We start from the raw sequence: 15,915 nt of genomic DNA, 5'->3' as shown, positions 1-15,915 counted from the left end.
CCCACCAGGGCCTTGGGTGACCTTTGTCCCGGGTTTGGCGAACGTGAGCGTTCGCGACAGGAACCAGCCATGAACTTTTCGCTATTCTTCATCCAGCGGCCGATCTTCGCCGCCGTGCTTTCGCTGATCATCCTGATCGGCGGGGCCATCTCGCTGTTCCAGCTACCGATCAGCGAATACCCCGAAGTAGTGCCGCCCACCGTGGTGGTGCGCGCCAACTTCCCCGGCGCCAACCCCAAGGTGATCGGCGAGACCGTCGCCGCGCCGCTGGAACAGGCCATCACCGGCGTCGAGAACATGCTCTACATGTCCTCGCAGTCCACCGCCGACGGCAAGATGACCCTGACCATCACCTTCGCCCTGGGCACCGACCTGGACAACGCCCAGGTGCAGGTGCAGAACCGCGTGACCCGTACGCAGCCCAAGCTGCCCGAGGAAGTCACGCGGATCGGCATCACCGTCGACAAGGCCTCGCCCGACCTGACCATGGTCGTGCACCTGACCTCGCCGGATAACCGCTACGACATGCTCTACCTGTCCAACTACGCCATCCTCAACATCAAGGACGAGCTGGCGCGCCTGGACGGTGTGGGCGACGTGCAACTGTTCGGCATGGGCGACTACTCCCTGCGCGTCTGGCTGGACCCGAACAAGGTCGCCTCGCGCAACCTGACCGCCACCGACGTGGTCGCCGCGATCCGCGAGCAGAACCGCCAGGTCGCCGCCGGCTCCCTGGGCGCCCCGCCCTCGCCGAGCGACACCAGCTTCCAGCTGTCGATCAACACCCAGGGTCGCCTGGTCACCGAGGAAGAGTTCGAGAACATCGTCATCCGCAGCGGCCCCGACGGCGAGATCACCCGCCTGAAGGACATCGCCCGCGTCGAGCTCGGCTCCAGCCAGTACGCCCTGCGCTCGCTGCTGGACAACCAGCCGGCGGTCGCCATCCCGATCTTCCAGCGTCCCGGTTCCAACGCCATCGCCATCTCCAACCTGGTGCGCGAGAAGATGGCCGAGCTGAAGAAGGACTTCCCCCAGGGCGTGGACTACTCCATCGTCTATGACCCGACCATCTTCGTCCGCGGCTCCATCGAAGCGGTGGTGCACACCCTGTTCGAAGCGCTGATCCTGGTGGTGCTGGTGGTCGTGCTGTTCCTGCAGACCTGGCGCGCCTCGATCATCCCGCTGGCCGCCGTGCCGGTGTCGCTGATCGGCACCTTCGCGGTGATGCACTTCTTCGGCTTCTCGCTCAACGCCTTGTCATTGTTCGGCCTGGTACTGGCCATCGGCATCGTGGTGGACGACGCCATCGTGGTGGTGGAGAACGTCGAGCGCAACATCGGCCTGGGCCTCACGCCCATCGAGGCGACCAAGCGCGCCATGAAGGAAGTGACCGGACCGATCATCGCCACCGCGCTGGTGCTGTGCGCCGTGTTCATTCCCACCGCGTTCATCTCCGGCCTCACCGGGCAGTTCTACCGGCAGTTCGCCTTGACCATCGCGATCTCCACGGTGATCTCCGCGTTCAACTCGCTGACCCTGTCGCCGGCGCTGTCCGCCGTGCTGCTCAAGGGGCACCACGAGCCGAAGGACCGCTTCTCGGTGCTGCTGGACAAGCTGCTGGGCGGCTGGCTGTTCCGTCCGTTCAACCGCTTCTTCGAGCGTGCCAGCCATGGCTACGTCGGCACCGTGACCCGCGTGCTGCGCGGCAGCTCCATCGCACTGCTGCTGTACGCCGGGCTGATCGGCCTGACCTACCTGGGCTTCTCCAGCACCCCGACCGGCTTCGTGCCGCAACAGGACAAGCAGTACCTGGTGGCCTTCGCGCAACTGCCCGACGCCGCCACGCTGGACCGCACCGAGGCGGTGATCAAGCGCATGTCGGAAATCGCCGGCAAGCACCCGGGCATCGAGCACACCGTGTCCTTCCCCGGCCTGTCGATCAACGGCTTCACCAACAGCCCCAACAGCGGCATCGTCTTCACCCCGCTCAAGGACTTCAGCGAGCGCAAGGGGCCGGGCATGTCGGCCAACGAGATCGCCGCCGAGCTGAACAAGCAGTTCGCCGACATCCAGGACGCCTACATCGCGATCTTCCCGCCGCCGCCGGTACAGGGGCTGGGCACCATCGGCGGCTTCCGCCTGCAGATCGAGGACCGCGGCAACGCCGGTTACGAGGAGCTCTACGCGCAGACCCAGAACATCCTCAACAAGGCCCGCGCGCTGCCGGAGCTCAACCCCATGTCGGTGTTCACCAGCTACCAGGTGAACGTGCCGCAGGTGGATGCCGCCATCGACCGCGAGAAGGCCAAGACCCACGGGGTTGCGATCAGCGACATCTTCGACACCCTGCAGGTCTACCTGGGCTCGCTGTACGCGAACGACTTCAACCGCTTCGGCCGTACCTACCAGGTGAACGTCCAGGGCGAGCAGCAGTTCCGTCTCGAACCCGAGCAGATCGGCCAGCTCAAGGTGCGCAACAACCTGGGTGAAATGGTCCCGCTGGCCACCTTCATCAAGATCAGCGACACCTCCGGCCCCGACCGCGTGATGCACTACAACGGCTTCATCACCGCCGAGATCAACGGCGCCGCCGCACCGGGCTACAGCTCCGGCCAGGCCGAGGCCGCCATCGAGCGCCTGCTCAAGCAGGAACTGCCCAATGGCATGACCTACGAATGGACCGAGCTGACCTACCAGCAGATCCTCGCCGGCAACTCCGCGATCTACGTGTTCCCGCTCTGCGTGCTGCTCGCCTTCCTGGTGCTGGCCGCGTTGTACGAGAGCTGGGGCCTGCCGCTGGCGGTGATCCTGATCGTGCCGATGACCCTGCTGTCGGCGATTGCCGGCGTGATCCTGTCCGGTGGCGACAACAACATCTTCACCCAGATCGGCCTGATCGTCCTGGTGGGCCTGGCGTGCAAGAACGCGATCCTGATCGTGGAGTTCGCCAAGGACAAGCAGGACGAAGGCATGGACCGCCTGAGCGCGGTGCTGGAAGCCTGCCGCCTGCGTCTGCGGCCGATCCTGATGACCTCCATCGCCTTCATCATGGGCGTGGTGCCCCTGGTGCTGTCGTCCGGCGCCGGCGCCGAAATGCGCCATGCCATGGGTGTCGCGGTGTTCTCCGGGATGCTTGGCGTGACCTTCTTCGGCCTGTTGCTGACCCCGGTCTTCTATGTGCTGATCCGCCGCTTCATGGAAGCCCGTGAAGCGAAGAAACAGGCGCACCAGGCGCGCATCGCCCAGAGCCAACCGAACAACAGCGAGGCCCACCAGGCATGAGCGTCATCAACATGAGTGCCGTGAAACTGTTCGTCCCTTCCCTGCTCGCGCTGGCTCTCAGCGCGTGCATGGTCGGCCCCGACTACCAGAAGCCGGACACCGCGCCGGCCCGGCTGGACAGCAATGCCCAGGCGCAGAACTACGACCGCAACCGCTTCGAGGATGCCTGGTGGAAGCAGTTCGACGACCCGGTGCTGACCCAGCTGGTCGAGCAGTCCCTCAAGGAAAACCGCGAGCTGCGCGTGGCCTATGCCCGCGTGCTGGCTTCGCGGGCGATCCGCGACGACGTCGCCAATGACCGTTTCCCCACGGTCACCAGCCGCGCCGAAGGCCAGGTCGGCAAGGGCCAGGTGCCCGGCCAGACCGAGGACCGGGTCAACCAGGAGCGCTACGACCTGGGCCTGGACATGATCTGGGAAGTCGACCTGTTCGGCCGCGTGCGCCGCCAGCTGGAATCCAGCGACGCGCAGAGCGAGGCCATAGTCGCCGACCTGCAGCAGCTGCAGGTCAGCCTGATCGCCGAGTTGGCTGACGCTTATGGACAACTGCGTGGTGCGCAACTGCGCGAAAGCATCGCCAAGAGCAACCTGGAGAACCAGCGCGAGTCCCGCGACCTGACCATCCAGCTGCGCGACGCCGGTGTCGGCAGCGAGCTGGACGTGCAACGCGCCGAAGCGCGCCTGGCCTCCACCGAAGCCAGCGTGCCGCAACTGGAAGCCGAAGAGGTGCGCCAGCGCAACCGCATCGCCACCCTCCTCGGCCAGCGCCCGGACGCGCTCTCCGTGGACCTGTCGCCGAAGAAGCTGCCGGCCATCGCCAAGGCGCTGCCCATCGGTGATCCGGGCGAGTTGCTGCGTCGTCGGCCGGACGTCGCTTCCGCCGAACGCCGCCTGGCTGCTGCGACGGCCGACGTAGGCGTGGCCACTGCCGACCTGTTCCCGAAAGTCAGCCTCGGCGGCTTCCTCGGCTACACCGCCGGCCGTGGCTCGCAGATCGGTTCGTCCGCCGCCAGCGCCTGGGGCGTCGCCCCGAGCATCACCTGGGCGGCCTTCGACCTGGGCAGCGTGCGGGCCCGCCTGCGCGCCGCCAAGGCCGATGCCGACGGCGCCCTGGCGTCCTACGAGCAGCAGGTCCTGCTGGCCCTGGAAGAGTCGTCGAACGCCTTCAGCGACTACGGCAAGCGCCAGCAGCGCCTGGTATCGCTGGTGCGCCAGTCCGAAGCCAGCCGCAATGCCGCGCAGCAAGCCGGCCTGCAATACCGCGAAGGCACCGTGGACTTCCTCAACCTGCTGGACGCCGAGCGCGAACAGCTGGCCGCCGAGGACGCCCAGGCCCTGGCGGAAGTCGACGTGTATCGCGGCATCGTGGCGATCTACAAGGCCCTGGGCGGCGGCTGGCAGCCGACGCCGGCGGCCTGACCGGTCCTCCCCGGTCGGGAACCTCCCGACCTTCTGGCCCTGCGATCTGACGCTCCGGATCGCGGGGCTTTTTTATGCCGGGAGAAAACCGCGAAGGCCCGCCAGGCTCATCCCACATGTAGGGATTCTCTTAAATCTGTCAGATACTGAGACATTGATCAGTATTTTCTGATAGCAATAGAAAATAAGCTGAACCCGGTTCGAATTCAGAATCCACTGACGTCAAAATCCAGGGAAGTTCGCTCAGTGCCCAGTTCCAAGGTCGAAAGAAGTCCCCCCCTCGCCCCTGACACCGAACTCTGCGCGCTGCTCCACGGCGTGCAACGTGGCGACGTTCTTCATCCGCAACTGAAGTTGCTCCTGGTCCATCTCGGCTTCGCCGAATTCAGAAACCTGCAACTCGCGCTCACGGCCAAGGGCCGCCAACTGGTGGAAACCAGGCCTTGGGTGGGGCTGCTGCTGCCGCTATGATCGGTGCCGGCTTGCCAGGGATCAAAAGAGTTGGGGTCGGCTCTGGCCTAGAATTTTGCTATCGGATACTTCAGACAAGGATTTGCCATGGATGCTACCGCCCACTTCATCCCCCTGGACCCTACCTCCCTGTTCATCACCCTCGGCATCCTCGTCTTCGGGATGTTCATGCTGGGCATCGGCTTCACCATCCGCGAACGCGGTACGGGCGTGGTGCTGATGTGGATCGGCGTGCTGAGCATGCTGTCGATCATCACTTACCGCATCTATGTCGCCACCTCGGTCTAGCCTCGGCGCCAGCCTGAGAGCAATCGCGGACGGAGTCCGCTTGTACCCAAAGGTCGATTGCTACCGTAGGGCGCATAACGCCTACGGCGTTATCCGCCATTGCGGCGGATAACCCGTTCCGGGTTATGCGCCCTACAAAAAGCAGGAGCTAGCAGCAAGTGAAGACAGTTGCTCCTACGCACGCCGGAGCCAGCCGCAGGGGTAGCTGTCTTCCAGCCATTCAGGCTCAGCGGATTGTGTCGGGCGGATAACCCGAAACGGGTTAGCCACCAAAGCGGCGGATAACGCCACAGGCGTTATCCGCCCTACGCAGATCCGACATCTGCGTAGGAGCGGACTCCGTCCGCGATCAATTTCCGACAGCCGCGAATCCCGCCTAGCGCGCCATTGCCCGCGCATAGCCCTTCGGCGCAAAGCGCAGCGTCACCCCCAGCATCAGCACCACCGACACCGCCAGCAGCACCCAGGACGCCTGGAAGCTGCCGGTGCTGTCGCGCAGCCAGCCGGTGACATAGGGCACGATGCCGGTGACGATGAAGCCGATGCCCTGCACGAAGGCCGCCAGGCGCCCGGCGGCGCCAGCGTCGGCCAGGTGGTCGAGGGTCAGGGTCAGGCTCAGGGCGAAGCAGGCGCCCAGGCCGTAGCCGATCAGCGCCACCCAGAGGCCCGGCAGGTGCAGCGGTGCGCAGATCAGGCCGACGAAGCCGGCGAGCTGGATCAGCAGGCACAGGCACAGCCAGCCACGGCGATCCAGCGAACGACGGATCAGCAGCGGGATGGTCAGCGCGGCGATCACCTGGAAGATGGTCATCAGGCCGATCAGCTGGCCGCTGGCCTGGGCGGTCCAGCCCAGCTGGCGGTAATACACCGGCAGCCAGGCCACCATGCTGGTGTAGCCGCCATTGATCAGGCCGAAGTACAACGCCAGCAGCCACGCGCGGCGACTGCCGAAATAGTGCTGGGCCTTCTGCCGTGGCGGCGCGGCCACCGGCGTTTCCCGCGGGCGGGCGACGGACCACAGCAGCAGACCGACGATGGCCAGCAGCAGCCACGCGCCGAGACCGTCCTGCCAGCGCTGGAAGTGTTCTGAAACCACCGGCGCCAGCACCGCCGCACTGCCACCGCCAGCCATCAGCGAAGCCGAGTACAGCCCCATCGCGGACGGCACCTTGTGCGGAAACCAGCGCTTGATCACTCCGGGCACGAACGCCTGAATCACCGCCACGCCGCAACCGGCCAGCACCGCGCTGGCGATCAGGGCGACACCGCTGTCCAGCAGCAGGCGCCAGAAGCACGCCGCGCCGATGGCCAGCAGGCCGACCACCATGCCGCGGCTCTCGCCCAGGCGCGGACCGACCCACGGCAGTCCCAGGGCGAACAGGCCCATGCACAGCACCGGCAACACGGTCAGCATCGACAGGCCCTGGAAACCCAGGCCGGTGGCGTCGCGGATGTCCGTGAGCAGCGGGCCGATGGAGGTGAGGATCGGCCGCAGGTTGATGCCCAGCGCGACTATCACCAGCAGGCCGATCCAGCCAGCGTGGCTCTGCCCCGCTGCTTCGCCCTCGGCTGGCAGGGTCATGCCACGGCTCACGAGCGCTGCTCCTGCCAACTGGCGTAGAGCCCTTCCTCGCCGTTCGGGCGCAACGCGCGCAGCGGCACGGTCTGCCACTGCGGCGGCTGGGTCATCTGCTGGTAGACGGCCGCCGTGGACAGCCCGAACGGCTCGCCGTCGTCGTTGGAATAGGCGAAATACGCGCCCTCGACGCCGCACAGGTGCATGGCCGCCAGGCACATCGGGCACGGATGGCCGCTGGCATAGATCACGCAGCCGTCCAGGCGCGACAGGCCCAGTACCGCCGAGGCGCGGCGGATCGCCAGCAGTTCGGCGTGGGCGGTGGGGTCCAGGTCCAGGTGGATGGAATTGGCGGCGCGGGCGATCACCCGGCCGTCCTTGACCAGCACGGCGCCGAACGGGCGGCCGCCGGCCTGGATATTGTCGCGGGCCAGTTGCAGGGCCTCGCGCATGAAGACTTCGTGTGACATGGCAGTTTCCAGCGAATCGATCGGATCAATGCGCGCCGGCGGCTTCCAGCATCCTGGCGATGCGGGTCTGGTGGCGCTGGAGGGCGTGTTGCAGCGGCGTGACGCCGTCGTTGTCGGCCAGGTTGAGGTTCGCCCCGGCTTCTATGAGTTGCTGGACGATGGCCTGGTGGCGCGGGCCGCCGTCGCTGAGCAGGATGGCTTCGAGCAGCCCGGTCCAGCCCAGCTTGTTGACGTGGTCGGGATCGACGCCAGCCTTGAGCAGGGTTCCCACCACGTCCACGTGGCCGCGCTCGCAGGCAGGGATCAGCGCCGTGCCGCCATAGCGGTTGGTGCTGCGCAGGTCGGCGCCGTGGGCCAGGGTCAGCTGGAGGATCTCCAGGCGGCCCGCCGCGCCGGCCAGCAGGTAGGCGCTGTCATGGAGGCGGTTCTGCCGGTTGACGTCGGCGCCGGCAGCGACCAGCAGCCGCGCCACCTCAACGTGGTCCTGGGCGGTGGCCAGCAGCAGCGGCGTGTTGCCCTGTCCGTCGGTCACGTCCACCGGCACGCCGCGTTTGAGCAGGCTCGCGACCTCGGCGCTGCGGCCTTCGCTGGCGGCGCCCAGCAGTGCGTCCGCGGCGGCACGGCTGTGCACGTCCTCGGTCTGGATAGTCATCCCCGTCTCAACAGTCGGCATGTCCATTGGCGCTCCCCCGTGATGGCTGTCGTGCCTCGACTCAGGCTCGTTCAAATGAGCAGGCGCAGTATGACGAAGGGATGTTCTATGCTGAAATTAAATAGAAACATGACTTTCAGTGGAAACCAGAATGCTTGATCCCAACCTGCTGCGCAGCTTCGTGATGGTGGTGGATGCCGGCAACTTCACCCGCGCCGCCGAATTGCTGCACCTCACCCAGTCCACCGTCAGCCAGCAGATCCTGCGGCTGGAGCAGAGCCTGGACTGCCGCCTGCTGGACCGCAGCCAGCGCCAGGTGCTGCCCACCGAACAGGGCGAGCGGCTGCTGGGCTATGCGCGGCGCATCCTCGAACTGGGCTCGGAGGCGCGCGAGGCGCTGAGCAGCGAGCACAGCGAGGGCGTACTGCGCCTGGGCATGCCCGAAGACTTCGCCGGGGAACGGATGATGCCGCTACTGGCCGCCTTCAGTGCCCAGCGCCCGCGCCTGCGCCTGGAGGTTTCCAGCGGCCTGAGCCAGGAACTGCTGCGCCAGTACCGCAGCGGCGAGCTGGACCTGGCACTGGTCAAGCAATGGGGCGCCGACAGCGACTGCCTGGCGCACTGGCCCGAACCCCTGGCCTGGCAGGACAGCGCCGCCACCCCCGCCGCCGCCCGCGATCCGCTGCCGCTGGTGGTGTTCCCGCTGGGCGCGCTGTATCGCCAGGAGATGATCCACGCACTGGAAGCCAGCGGCCGGCGCTGGCGCATCAGCTACAGCAGCGCCAGCCTGGCCAGCCTGTCGGCAGCGGTGGCGGCCGGCATGGGCGTCAGCCTGCTGCCGCTGCGCGGCTGTCACGAAGGCCACCGCGTGCTGAGTGCCGAGGAAGGCTTCGCGCCGATCGAGGGGCTGGAACTGGCGCTCTACGCGCGCCCGGAGCTGGGCAGCGCCGGGCGCAGCCTGTGCGAGCAGCTGCGCGAACTGTGCACCCAGCTCGCGACCATCGCGCCCTGATGCCGGGGCTCAGGCCGGAACGCTGAGACAGTCGAGGAACTGTTCGGCCGGCACCGGCTTGCCGAGCAGGAAGCCCTGCAGGGAATCGCAGCCCAGGCGGGTGAGGAAGTTCTGCTGGCCGGAAGTTTCCACCCCTTCGGCGACGATCCGCAGGTCCAGCGCCTGGCCCAGCGCGACGATGGCCGAGACGATGGCGGCGTCGTCGCTGTCCTGCTCCAGGTCGCGGACGAAGCCGCGGTCGATCTTCAGCTCGTTGGCCGGCAGGCGCTTGAGATACAGCAGGCTGGAGTAGCCGGTACCGAAGTCGTCAATGGACAGGTCCACGCCCATGTCCGACAGCCGGCCGAGGATCTCCAGGCTGGAATCGGCGTCGCGCATGGCGGTGGTTTCGGTGATCTCCAGGGTCAGGCAGCGCGCCGGCAGTTGGTGGCGCTGCAGTGCGTCGGCCACTGACTGTACCAGCGCGACATGGCAGAACTGCAGCGCCGACAGGTTCACCGCCACCCGCCAGCTTTCGCGGCCCTGCAGGTACCACAGGCGCATCTGCCGGCAGGCCTCGTCCAGCACCCAGTCGCCGATGGGAATGATCAGCCCGGTGCGCTCGGCCAGGGCGATGAAGGTATCCGGCATCAGCAGGCCGCGCTGCGGATGCTGCCAGCGCAGCAGGGCCTCGGCGCCGATCGGCTCGCCGCTGGCGGAGAACTTGGGCTGGTAGTGCAGGACGAACTCGCGGCGGTCCAGCGCGGCGCGCAGGTCGTGCAGCAGCTGCAGGTGGTTGCGCGCGTTGGTGTTCATCGATTGCTCGAAGAAGCTGTAGCCGTTCTTGCCGTTGCCCTTGGCGTGGTACATCGCCGCGTCGGCGTTGCGCAGCAGCTCGTGCTGGCTGGCGCCGTCGCCGGGGTAGACCACGATGCCGATGCTGGCGGCGATGCGCAGCTCCTGCCCGGCCACCTGGAACGGCTGGGCCAGCAGGCTGATCTGCTGGCCGGCGACGGTCACCGCGTCCTCGGCTTCGGCCAGTTCGGCGAGGACCACGAACTCGTCGCCGCCGATGCGCGCCACGGTGTCCTCGCTGCGCAGGCTGTCGCGCAGGCGCTGCGCCACGGCCTTGAGCAACTGGTCGCCGACGTGGTGGCCGAAGGCGTCATTGACCGGTTTGAAGCCGTCGAGGTCGAGGAACATCAGCGCGAAGTGCCCGCCGTTGCGCTGCACCTTGCCGATCAGCTGTTCGATGCGGTCTTCCAGCAGGATGCGGTTGGGCAGGCGCGTCAGGTTGTCGTGCAGGGCCAGCTGGGTCAGTTCCTGGTTGGCCTGGGCCAGCGACGAGGTGAGCTGCGCGGTGCGCGACTCCAGGCGGGCATCCAGCACCGAGGTGAGCAGCGCGATGCCGATCACCGCCAGGGTCACGACGATGATCAGCAGTGCCAGCCAATCGCTGTCCAGGCCGCTGGGGGACGCGCCGCAGAAGCTGCCCTCGGGGAAGCGCGCGGCGGCCATGCCGGTGTAGTGCATGCCGACGATGGCCACGCCCATCACCAGTGCCGCGCCGGCGCGGGCCAGGCGTACGTAGGGTGTGTTGCGCCGCAGCGTATGGGCGATCCACAGTGCGGCGCCCGATGCCGCCACGGCAATCAGCAGGGACAGGCCGACCAGCGTCGGGTCGTAGTCGATGCCTGGGTCCATCAGCATCGCGTACATGCCCAGGTAGTGCATGCAGCTGATGCCGCTGGCCATGGCCAGCGCGCCGCACAGCAGTTGCCAGAGCGGCAGGCGATCCTGGCTGGCCAGCGCCAGGGCGAAGCCCGAGCTGAGCACGGCGATGGCCAGGGACAGCAGGGTCAGGGTCAGGTCGTAGCCCAGCGGGATCGGCAGGCTGAAGGCGAGCATGCCGATGAAATGCATCGACCAGACGCCGATGCCCATGGCCACCCCGCCGCCGCCGACCCACAGCAGCACCGGCCAGCCACGGGTGGTGGCGATGCGCCCGGCCAGGTCCAGTGCGGTATAGGACGCCAGCATGGCGACGCACAGGGAAATCAGGACCAGGGCGGGATCGTAGCTACCGATAAGCATGGGGGCTCTCTGACAGGTGCGCGCGATCCGTGCGCGCAAAAGTCCGGGATTTTAGCCAAATCCCCGCCCCCGCAACTACTGGCCAGTTGCCCTGTTCGTCGCCAGCTGCGGCGATTCTCCCGCTTGCAGGCAGCCCTCGGCCATCCACGGGCAGGCCCGCTGCCAGACGAAAGGCTGCTCCTGGCCACCGTCCGCGTCGTAGTAGGCCAGTTGCAGGCGCTCGGCGGTGAAGGCCAGCCGGGCGAAACCGTGACGCTGCACGGCAAGCCGCGTACCGGACTGCGGAGCGGCCGGTTGCGGCGCGTCCAGCGTCTGCCCGCCGCCGCCGGAAATCAGCCAGGCCGGCTCACCCGGCCGCAGGATCACCTGCTGGTTGTGCTCATGGCCGGACAGGTAGATGTCCACCCCGCTGCGCTGCATCGCCGGCAGCAGCTGGTCCAGCAGGCGCTGGTCGTTGCCGTGCTTGCCGCCGCTGCTGCGCATCGCGTGGTGCGCCACCACCAGCTTCCAGAGCGGCGCAGGGCCGGGACGGGCGAAGGAACTCTGGAGGAACTCCGCCTGGCGCTGCAGGCCGGCGCCGTCCTCGCAGGTATCGAGGAACACCACCCGCAGCAACGGGCGTCCCTGCGCCTGGCCGAAGTCGCGCGCATAGTAGGGCTGCGGCATCTGCCAGCGCCCCGAGCCCACGCCGCGCCGGCTGTAGTCGAGTTCGACGGCAGCGGAGTCGGGATAGTCATGGTTGCCCAGCACCGCGTAGAACGGCACGTGGCTGAGCCAGCGCCCGTGATAGACGCGCTCGAACTTCAGCTGCCAGGCGGAATCGTCGACGCCCTTCAGGGCCTTGCCGTAGAAGTTGTCGCCCAGCAGCAGGACCTGGTCGATCCCGCCCTCGCTCTCGGCGACGCGCTCCATGCCTTCGGCCACGCGCCACTGCTCGAGGTCCCCGCTGCCCTGGTCGCCCAGCGCGAGAAAGGTGACCTGGCCGGCGTTCTGCACCGGCAAGGGGGTGTAGTGCGGCGGCGGCACCAGCACCATGAAGCCTGCCAGGCAGACCACCACCGCCATCAGCACGAATGAAGCCAGCAGCAGGTAACGCAGACGGCTGCGGCGCGGGGCAGGCGCGCCGGCTCGGGACGGGCTTGTAGGCATAGCGATCTCCGGGGCAGCGCCCGACGAACATCGCCGCAGTGAATCACCGCGAAGGTTAATTTCGCGTTAACGAAATGTCGCCTATACATGGGCGCCATCACCGCTGATCCACGGACTGCCCATGACTGCGCATCGCCACCTCGCCCTGTTGCTGCTGCTCGGTGGCCTGCTGTTCTTCTGCGCACTGGGCAATCACGAGTTGCAGGGTTCCACCGAGCCGAGGGTGGCCGGCATCGCCATGCAGATGTACCTGGATCACGACTGGGTCACGCCGCGCCTGAACGGCGTGCCGTTCCTGGAGAAACCGCCGCTGAGCCTGTGGCTGGACGTCAGCGCGATGCACCTGTTCGGCCCGACCACCCTGGCGGTGCGGTTGGCCTCGGCCTGCGCCGGGCTGCTCTGCGTGCTGCTGCTCCAGGCAACGCTCCGCCGCGTCGGGCGGCCCCCGCGGGTGGCGCTGCTCGCCGCGTTCCTGCTGATGTCCCTGGCGAGCTTCTGGGCCAATGCCCGCCAGGTCGGCGAAGACGCCCTGCTCACCCTCGGCGTGACCCTGGCGCTGCTGTCCTTCCTGCAGTCCTGGCTCAAGCCACCGGGGCGCCTCGGCGATTGGCTGGCGTTCGCCGCGGGGATCGCCATCGCCACCCTGAGCAAGGGCGTGCTCGGGTTGGCACTGCCGGGCGTGGTGATCTTCGCCTGCCTGCTGCGCGACAGTCTGGTGCTGCGCCGGCTGGAGGTCAGCGCCTGGCTGCAGCCGTTGCGCTGGACGCTGCTTGGCCTGGTGCCGCTGCTGGTCTGGCTGCTGTTCCTGTACCGCGAGGGCGGCAGCGCGGCCCTGGGGGAAATCCTCTGGACCAACAGTGTCGGCCGCTTCGACGGCTCGTTCAGCGCGGCCGGGCACTTCGAACCCTTCTACTACTACCTGGCGCGCCTGCCGGAGGCCTTCCTGCCCTGGAACCTGCTGGTCTACCTGGGGCTCTGGAGCCTGCGCAGACGCCTGCTCCGCGATCGCTACCTGCTGTTCTTCGGCCTCTGGCTGGCGGCGCAGTTCGCCCTGCTCACCTTCGCCTCCAGCAAGCGCATGGTCTACCTCATGGCCCTGGCGCCCGCCGCCGCGGTGATCGCCGCCGAGTATGGCGACCAGCTGCTGCAGCGCTGGAGCCAGCGACACGGCAACCCGCGCCCCTGGGTGCGCCGCCTGGCGCTCGCCCTGGCCGTGCTGGTGCCGGCGAGCTACCTGGGCTACGCGATCCTCATCGAGCCGCGCGCCGACCGCAAGGAGTCCTTCCTGCCCCTGGCCGAGCGGATTCGCCAGCACCAGATGGCCGGCCGCCAGGTCGCGCTGTTCCAGCCCAGCGAGCGCCTGGCCGGCGCCGGCGTGTTCTACAGCCGCAGCCTGCTGCCGGCGCTGCAGACCGACGAAGAGCTGCGCAGCTACCTGGAGCAAGCGGACGGCCGCGTCGCCCTGCTGGAAAGCACGACGGTGCCGCAGGCGCCCCTGAGCCCGCTGCAACACTTCCGGGTGGGCGAGCGCGACTACTACTTCGTCGGTCAGCAATCCGCGGGAGATTGACCCAGGGCCACCGCCGGGCAGCGCGAGCGGCTAACCTTGCAGCATCGCCACCGTCCGCACAGGAGCCGCTTCCCTTGGCGAAGCACCCGTCGATCCTCAGCCTGCCGTTCCGCCGCCTGGCCAATCCCTACAGCCGCTACCGCTACGCCGCCTGGATCCACTGCGTGCGCGTCGGGCTCGCGCTGTTCGCCTCGATGCTGCTGACCAGCGCGTTGCAGCTGCCCCACGGCCTCTGGGCATCGGTGACGGTGCTGGTGGTGATGGGCGGGCTGGTGCACCAGGGCACGATCCGCGGCAAATCCTACGAGCGGGTGCTGGGGACCCTGGTGGGTGCGGCGCTGGGGCTGTGCGTGATCGCGGTGTACGACCGCACCCGCTCGCTGCCCCTGACCTACCTGCTGATGTCGCTGCTGGGCGCGGCCTCGGCCTTCTTCGCCATCCGCCGCCCCGGCTACGTGGCGCTGCTGGCGGGGATCACCCTGTGCATCGTCGCCGGCCCCGGCGAAACCGGTTTCACCGAGGGCCTGTGGCGCTCGGCCAATGTGCTGATCGGTGTGGCGCTGGCCCTGCTGTTCGCCCAGATCTACCCGCTGCGGGCGGTGTACGTCTGGCGCTACCTGCTGTCGGACAACCTGCGAGCCTGCGCACGGATGTACGGGCAACTGTCCTCCAACCACGACTTCACCGCGGATCACTTCGCCCGCCAGCTGGAGGAACTGGACCATCGCCTGGTGGCCTCGCGGGCGCACCTGGGGCCGGTGTCGCGGGAGACCGGCATGCCGCTGCGCGAGCTGGAAATCCTCCAGCGCATCCACCGCGCGATCATGGGCACCCTGGAATCGCTGATCGCCTCGCGGCAGTTCGCCGCCCAGGCCGGGGAGATCGAACCGGTGCCGGCCAGCCTCGACGCCCACCGGCAGATCATCGGCCGCCTGCTGCTGCAATCGGCCCACGCGCTGAAATTCAGCCGTACGAGCAAGCTGGTGCAGGCCTGCCAGGGCCTGGACAACCTGCCGGCGCGGCCGCACAACCTTACCGACTCCTTCGAGAAGCAGGGCTTCTACTGGCTGACCCTGCGCCTCTACGAACAGGTGGAGCTGCTCTCGGAAAAACTCGCCAGCACCGCGGAGCACTGGAACATCCAGAGCCGCGACCGGGCCTGAGCCCGGCCGCGCTGTTTTGATCAGGAGTCGATCAGGCGCCGAAACCACCGTCGATGGTCAGGCTGGCACCGGTGATGTAACCGGCTTCCGGGCCGGCCAGGTAGGCGACGAAGGCGGCGATCTCTTCGGCGCGGCCGTAGCGCCCAACCGCCATCAGGTCCATCAGGGACGCCGCGAAATCGCTGTCCGCCGGGTTCATGTCGGTGTCCACCGGGCCGGGCTGCACGTTGTTCACGGTGATGCCGCGCGGGCCGAGGTCGCGGGCCAGGCCCTTGGTCAGGCCGACGATGGCCGACTTGCTCATGGCGTATACCGCGCCGCCACCGAAGGGCATGCGGTCGGCGTTGGTGCTGCCGATGGTGATGATGCGCCCGCCCTGCCCCATGTGCCGCGCGGCGGCCTGGGTGGCGACGAAGACGCTGCGCACGTTCACCTGCACGGTGCGATCGAAGTCTTCCAGGCTGAACTCTTCCACCGGAGCGATGGCCAGCACGCCGGCGTTGTTCACCAGGATGTCGATGCCGCCCAGGCGTTGCGCGGCGTTATCGATGGCCTGCTGCACGGAGGCGGCATCGCCGCTGTCGGCTTTCAGCGCCAGGGCGCGGCCGCCGGCGGCCTGGATGCTGGCGGCGAGGTCTTCGGCCTTCTGCGCCGAGCTGACGTAGGTGAAGGCCACGGCGGCGCCTTCACGGGCCAGGCGTTGCACGATGGCGGCGCCGATGCCGCGGGAACCGCCCTGTACGAATGCAACTTTGCCGGCGAGAGGTTGGGTGGTGGTGGTCATGGGGTGT

Annotated in this window: 13 protein-coding genes; 7 read left to right on the top strand and 6 right to left on the bottom strand. The window is 67.8% G+C overall.

The window, feature by feature from the left end:
- Positions 1–69: 69 nt before the first annotated feature.
- The 4 genes from HNP46_RS27605 to HNP46_RS27590 all read left to right on the top strand — a co-directional run bounded on the left by HNP46_RS27605 (position 70) and on the right by HNP46_RS27590 (position 5,459).
- Positions 70–3,282 carry an efflux RND transporter permease subunit gene (locus tag HNP46_RS27605; RefSeq protein WP_184595399.1) on the top strand — a complete coding sequence of 1,071 codons (3,213 nt, stop codon included), beginning with the start codon at positions 70–72 and terminating at the stop codon, positions 3,280–3,282.
- Positions 3,279–4,700, top strand: coding sequence for an efflux transporter outer membrane subunit (locus tag HNP46_RS27600; RefSeq protein ID WP_184595397.1), 1,422 nt, complete (start codon positions 3,279–3,281; stop codon positions 4,698–4,700). Before HNP46_RS27605 ends, HNP46_RS27600 begins: the two co-directional genes overlap by 4 nt.
- Before the next feature lie 246 nt (positions 4,701–4,946).
- Positions 4,947–5,171 (top strand): hypothetical protein, encoded by a 225-nt coding sequence (locus tag HNP46_RS27595; protein ID WP_184595395.1) that lies wholly within the window; start codon positions 4,947–4,949, stop codon positions 5,169–5,171.
- Between the two features lie 87 nt (positions 5,172–5,258).
- Positions 5,259–5,459, top strand: a complete 201-nt coding sequence (locus HNP46_RS27590; RefSeq protein ID WP_184595393.1) for a hypothetical protein — start codon at positions 5,259–5,261, stop codon at positions 5,457–5,459.
- A gap of 376 nt (positions 5,460–5,835) precedes the next feature.
- On the opposite strand, the gene HNP46_RS27585 is transcribed toward HNP46_RS27590, so the two are convergent.
- The 3 genes from HNP46_RS27585 to HNP46_RS27575 are packed head-to-tail and all read right to left on the bottom strand — an operon-like array spanning position 5,836 to position 8,157.
- Entirely contained in the window at positions 5,836–7,041 is a 1,206-nt protein-coding gene (locus HNP46_RS27585; RefSeq protein WP_184595469.1) for a CynX/NimT family MFS transporter, read from the bottom strand.
- An 8-nt stretch (positions 7,042–7,049) separates the two neighbouring features.
- Positions 7,050–7,505: a nucleoside deaminase gene (locus HNP46_RS27580; RefSeq protein WP_184595391.1), complete on the bottom strand. Its 456-nt coding sequence runs from the start codon at positions 7,503–7,505 to the stop codon at positions 7,050–7,052.
- 25 nt (positions 7,506–7,530) lie between these two features.
- Positions 7,531–8,157, bottom strand: a complete 627-nt coding sequence (locus HNP46_RS27575) for an ankyrin repeat domain-containing protein (RefSeq protein WP_184595389.1) — start codon at positions 8,155–8,157, stop codon at positions 7,531–7,533.
- A gap of 151 nt (positions 8,158–8,308) precedes the next feature.
- Between HNP46_RS27575 and HNP46_RS27570 the strand changes: the two genes are divergently transcribed.
- Positions 8,309–9,169, top strand: coding sequence for a LysR substrate-binding domain-containing protein (locus tag HNP46_RS27570; RefSeq protein ID WP_184595387.1), 861 nt, complete (start codon positions 8,309–8,311; stop codon positions 9,167–9,169).
- 9 nt (positions 9,170–9,178) lie between these two features.
- Here the strand turns inward: HNP46_RS27570 and HNP46_RS27565 are convergent, their stop codons facing one another.
- Both HNP46_RS27565 and HNP46_RS27560 read right to left on the bottom strand, forming a co-directional pair.
- A complete protein-coding gene (locus tag HNP46_RS27565; RefSeq protein ID WP_184595385.1) occupies positions 9,179–11,242 on the bottom strand; it encodes a putative bifunctional diguanylate cyclase/phosphodiesterase in 2,064 nt (687 codons plus the stop codon).
- 75 nt (positions 11,243–11,317) lie between these two features.
- Entirely contained in the window at positions 11,318–12,391 is a 1,074-nt protein-coding gene (locus HNP46_RS27560; RefSeq protein WP_260403285.1) for a metallophosphoesterase, read from the bottom strand.
- Between the two features lie 121 nt (positions 12,392–12,512).
- On the opposite strand from HNP46_RS27560, the gene HNP46_RS27555 reads away from it, so the two are divergent.
- Both HNP46_RS27555 and HNP46_RS27550 read left to right on the top strand, forming a co-directional pair.
- Entirely contained in the window at positions 12,513–13,961 is a 1,449-nt protein-coding gene (locus tag HNP46_RS27555) for an ArnT family glycosyltransferase (protein WP_184595383.1), read from the top strand.
- Positions 13,962–14,035: 74 nt separating this feature from the next.
- Positions 14,036–15,124, top strand: a complete 1,089-nt coding sequence (locus HNP46_RS27550) for an FUSC family protein (RefSeq protein ID WP_184595381.1) — start codon at positions 14,036–14,038, stop codon at positions 15,122–15,124.
- 31 nt (positions 15,125–15,155) lie between these two features.
- Here the strand turns inward: HNP46_RS27550 and HNP46_RS27545 are convergent, their stop codons facing one another.
- The gene (locus HNP46_RS27545; protein WP_184595379.1) at positions 15,156–15,908 is read right to left on the bottom strand and encodes a 3-oxoacyl-ACP reductase family protein; all 753 of its coding nucleotides are present in this window, start codon (positions 15,906–15,908) and stop codon (positions 15,156–15,158) included.
- Positions 15,909–15,915 lie beyond the last annotated feature (7 nt).

Origin of the sequence: Pseudomonas nitroreducens (assembly GCF_014204515.1) — a bacterium.
GTDB lineage: Bacteria > Pseudomonadota > Gammaproteobacteria > Pseudomonadales > Pseudomonadaceae > Pseudomonas > Pseudomonas nitritireducens_A.
This window is presented reverse-complemented; position numbering and strand designations above follow the sequence as displayed.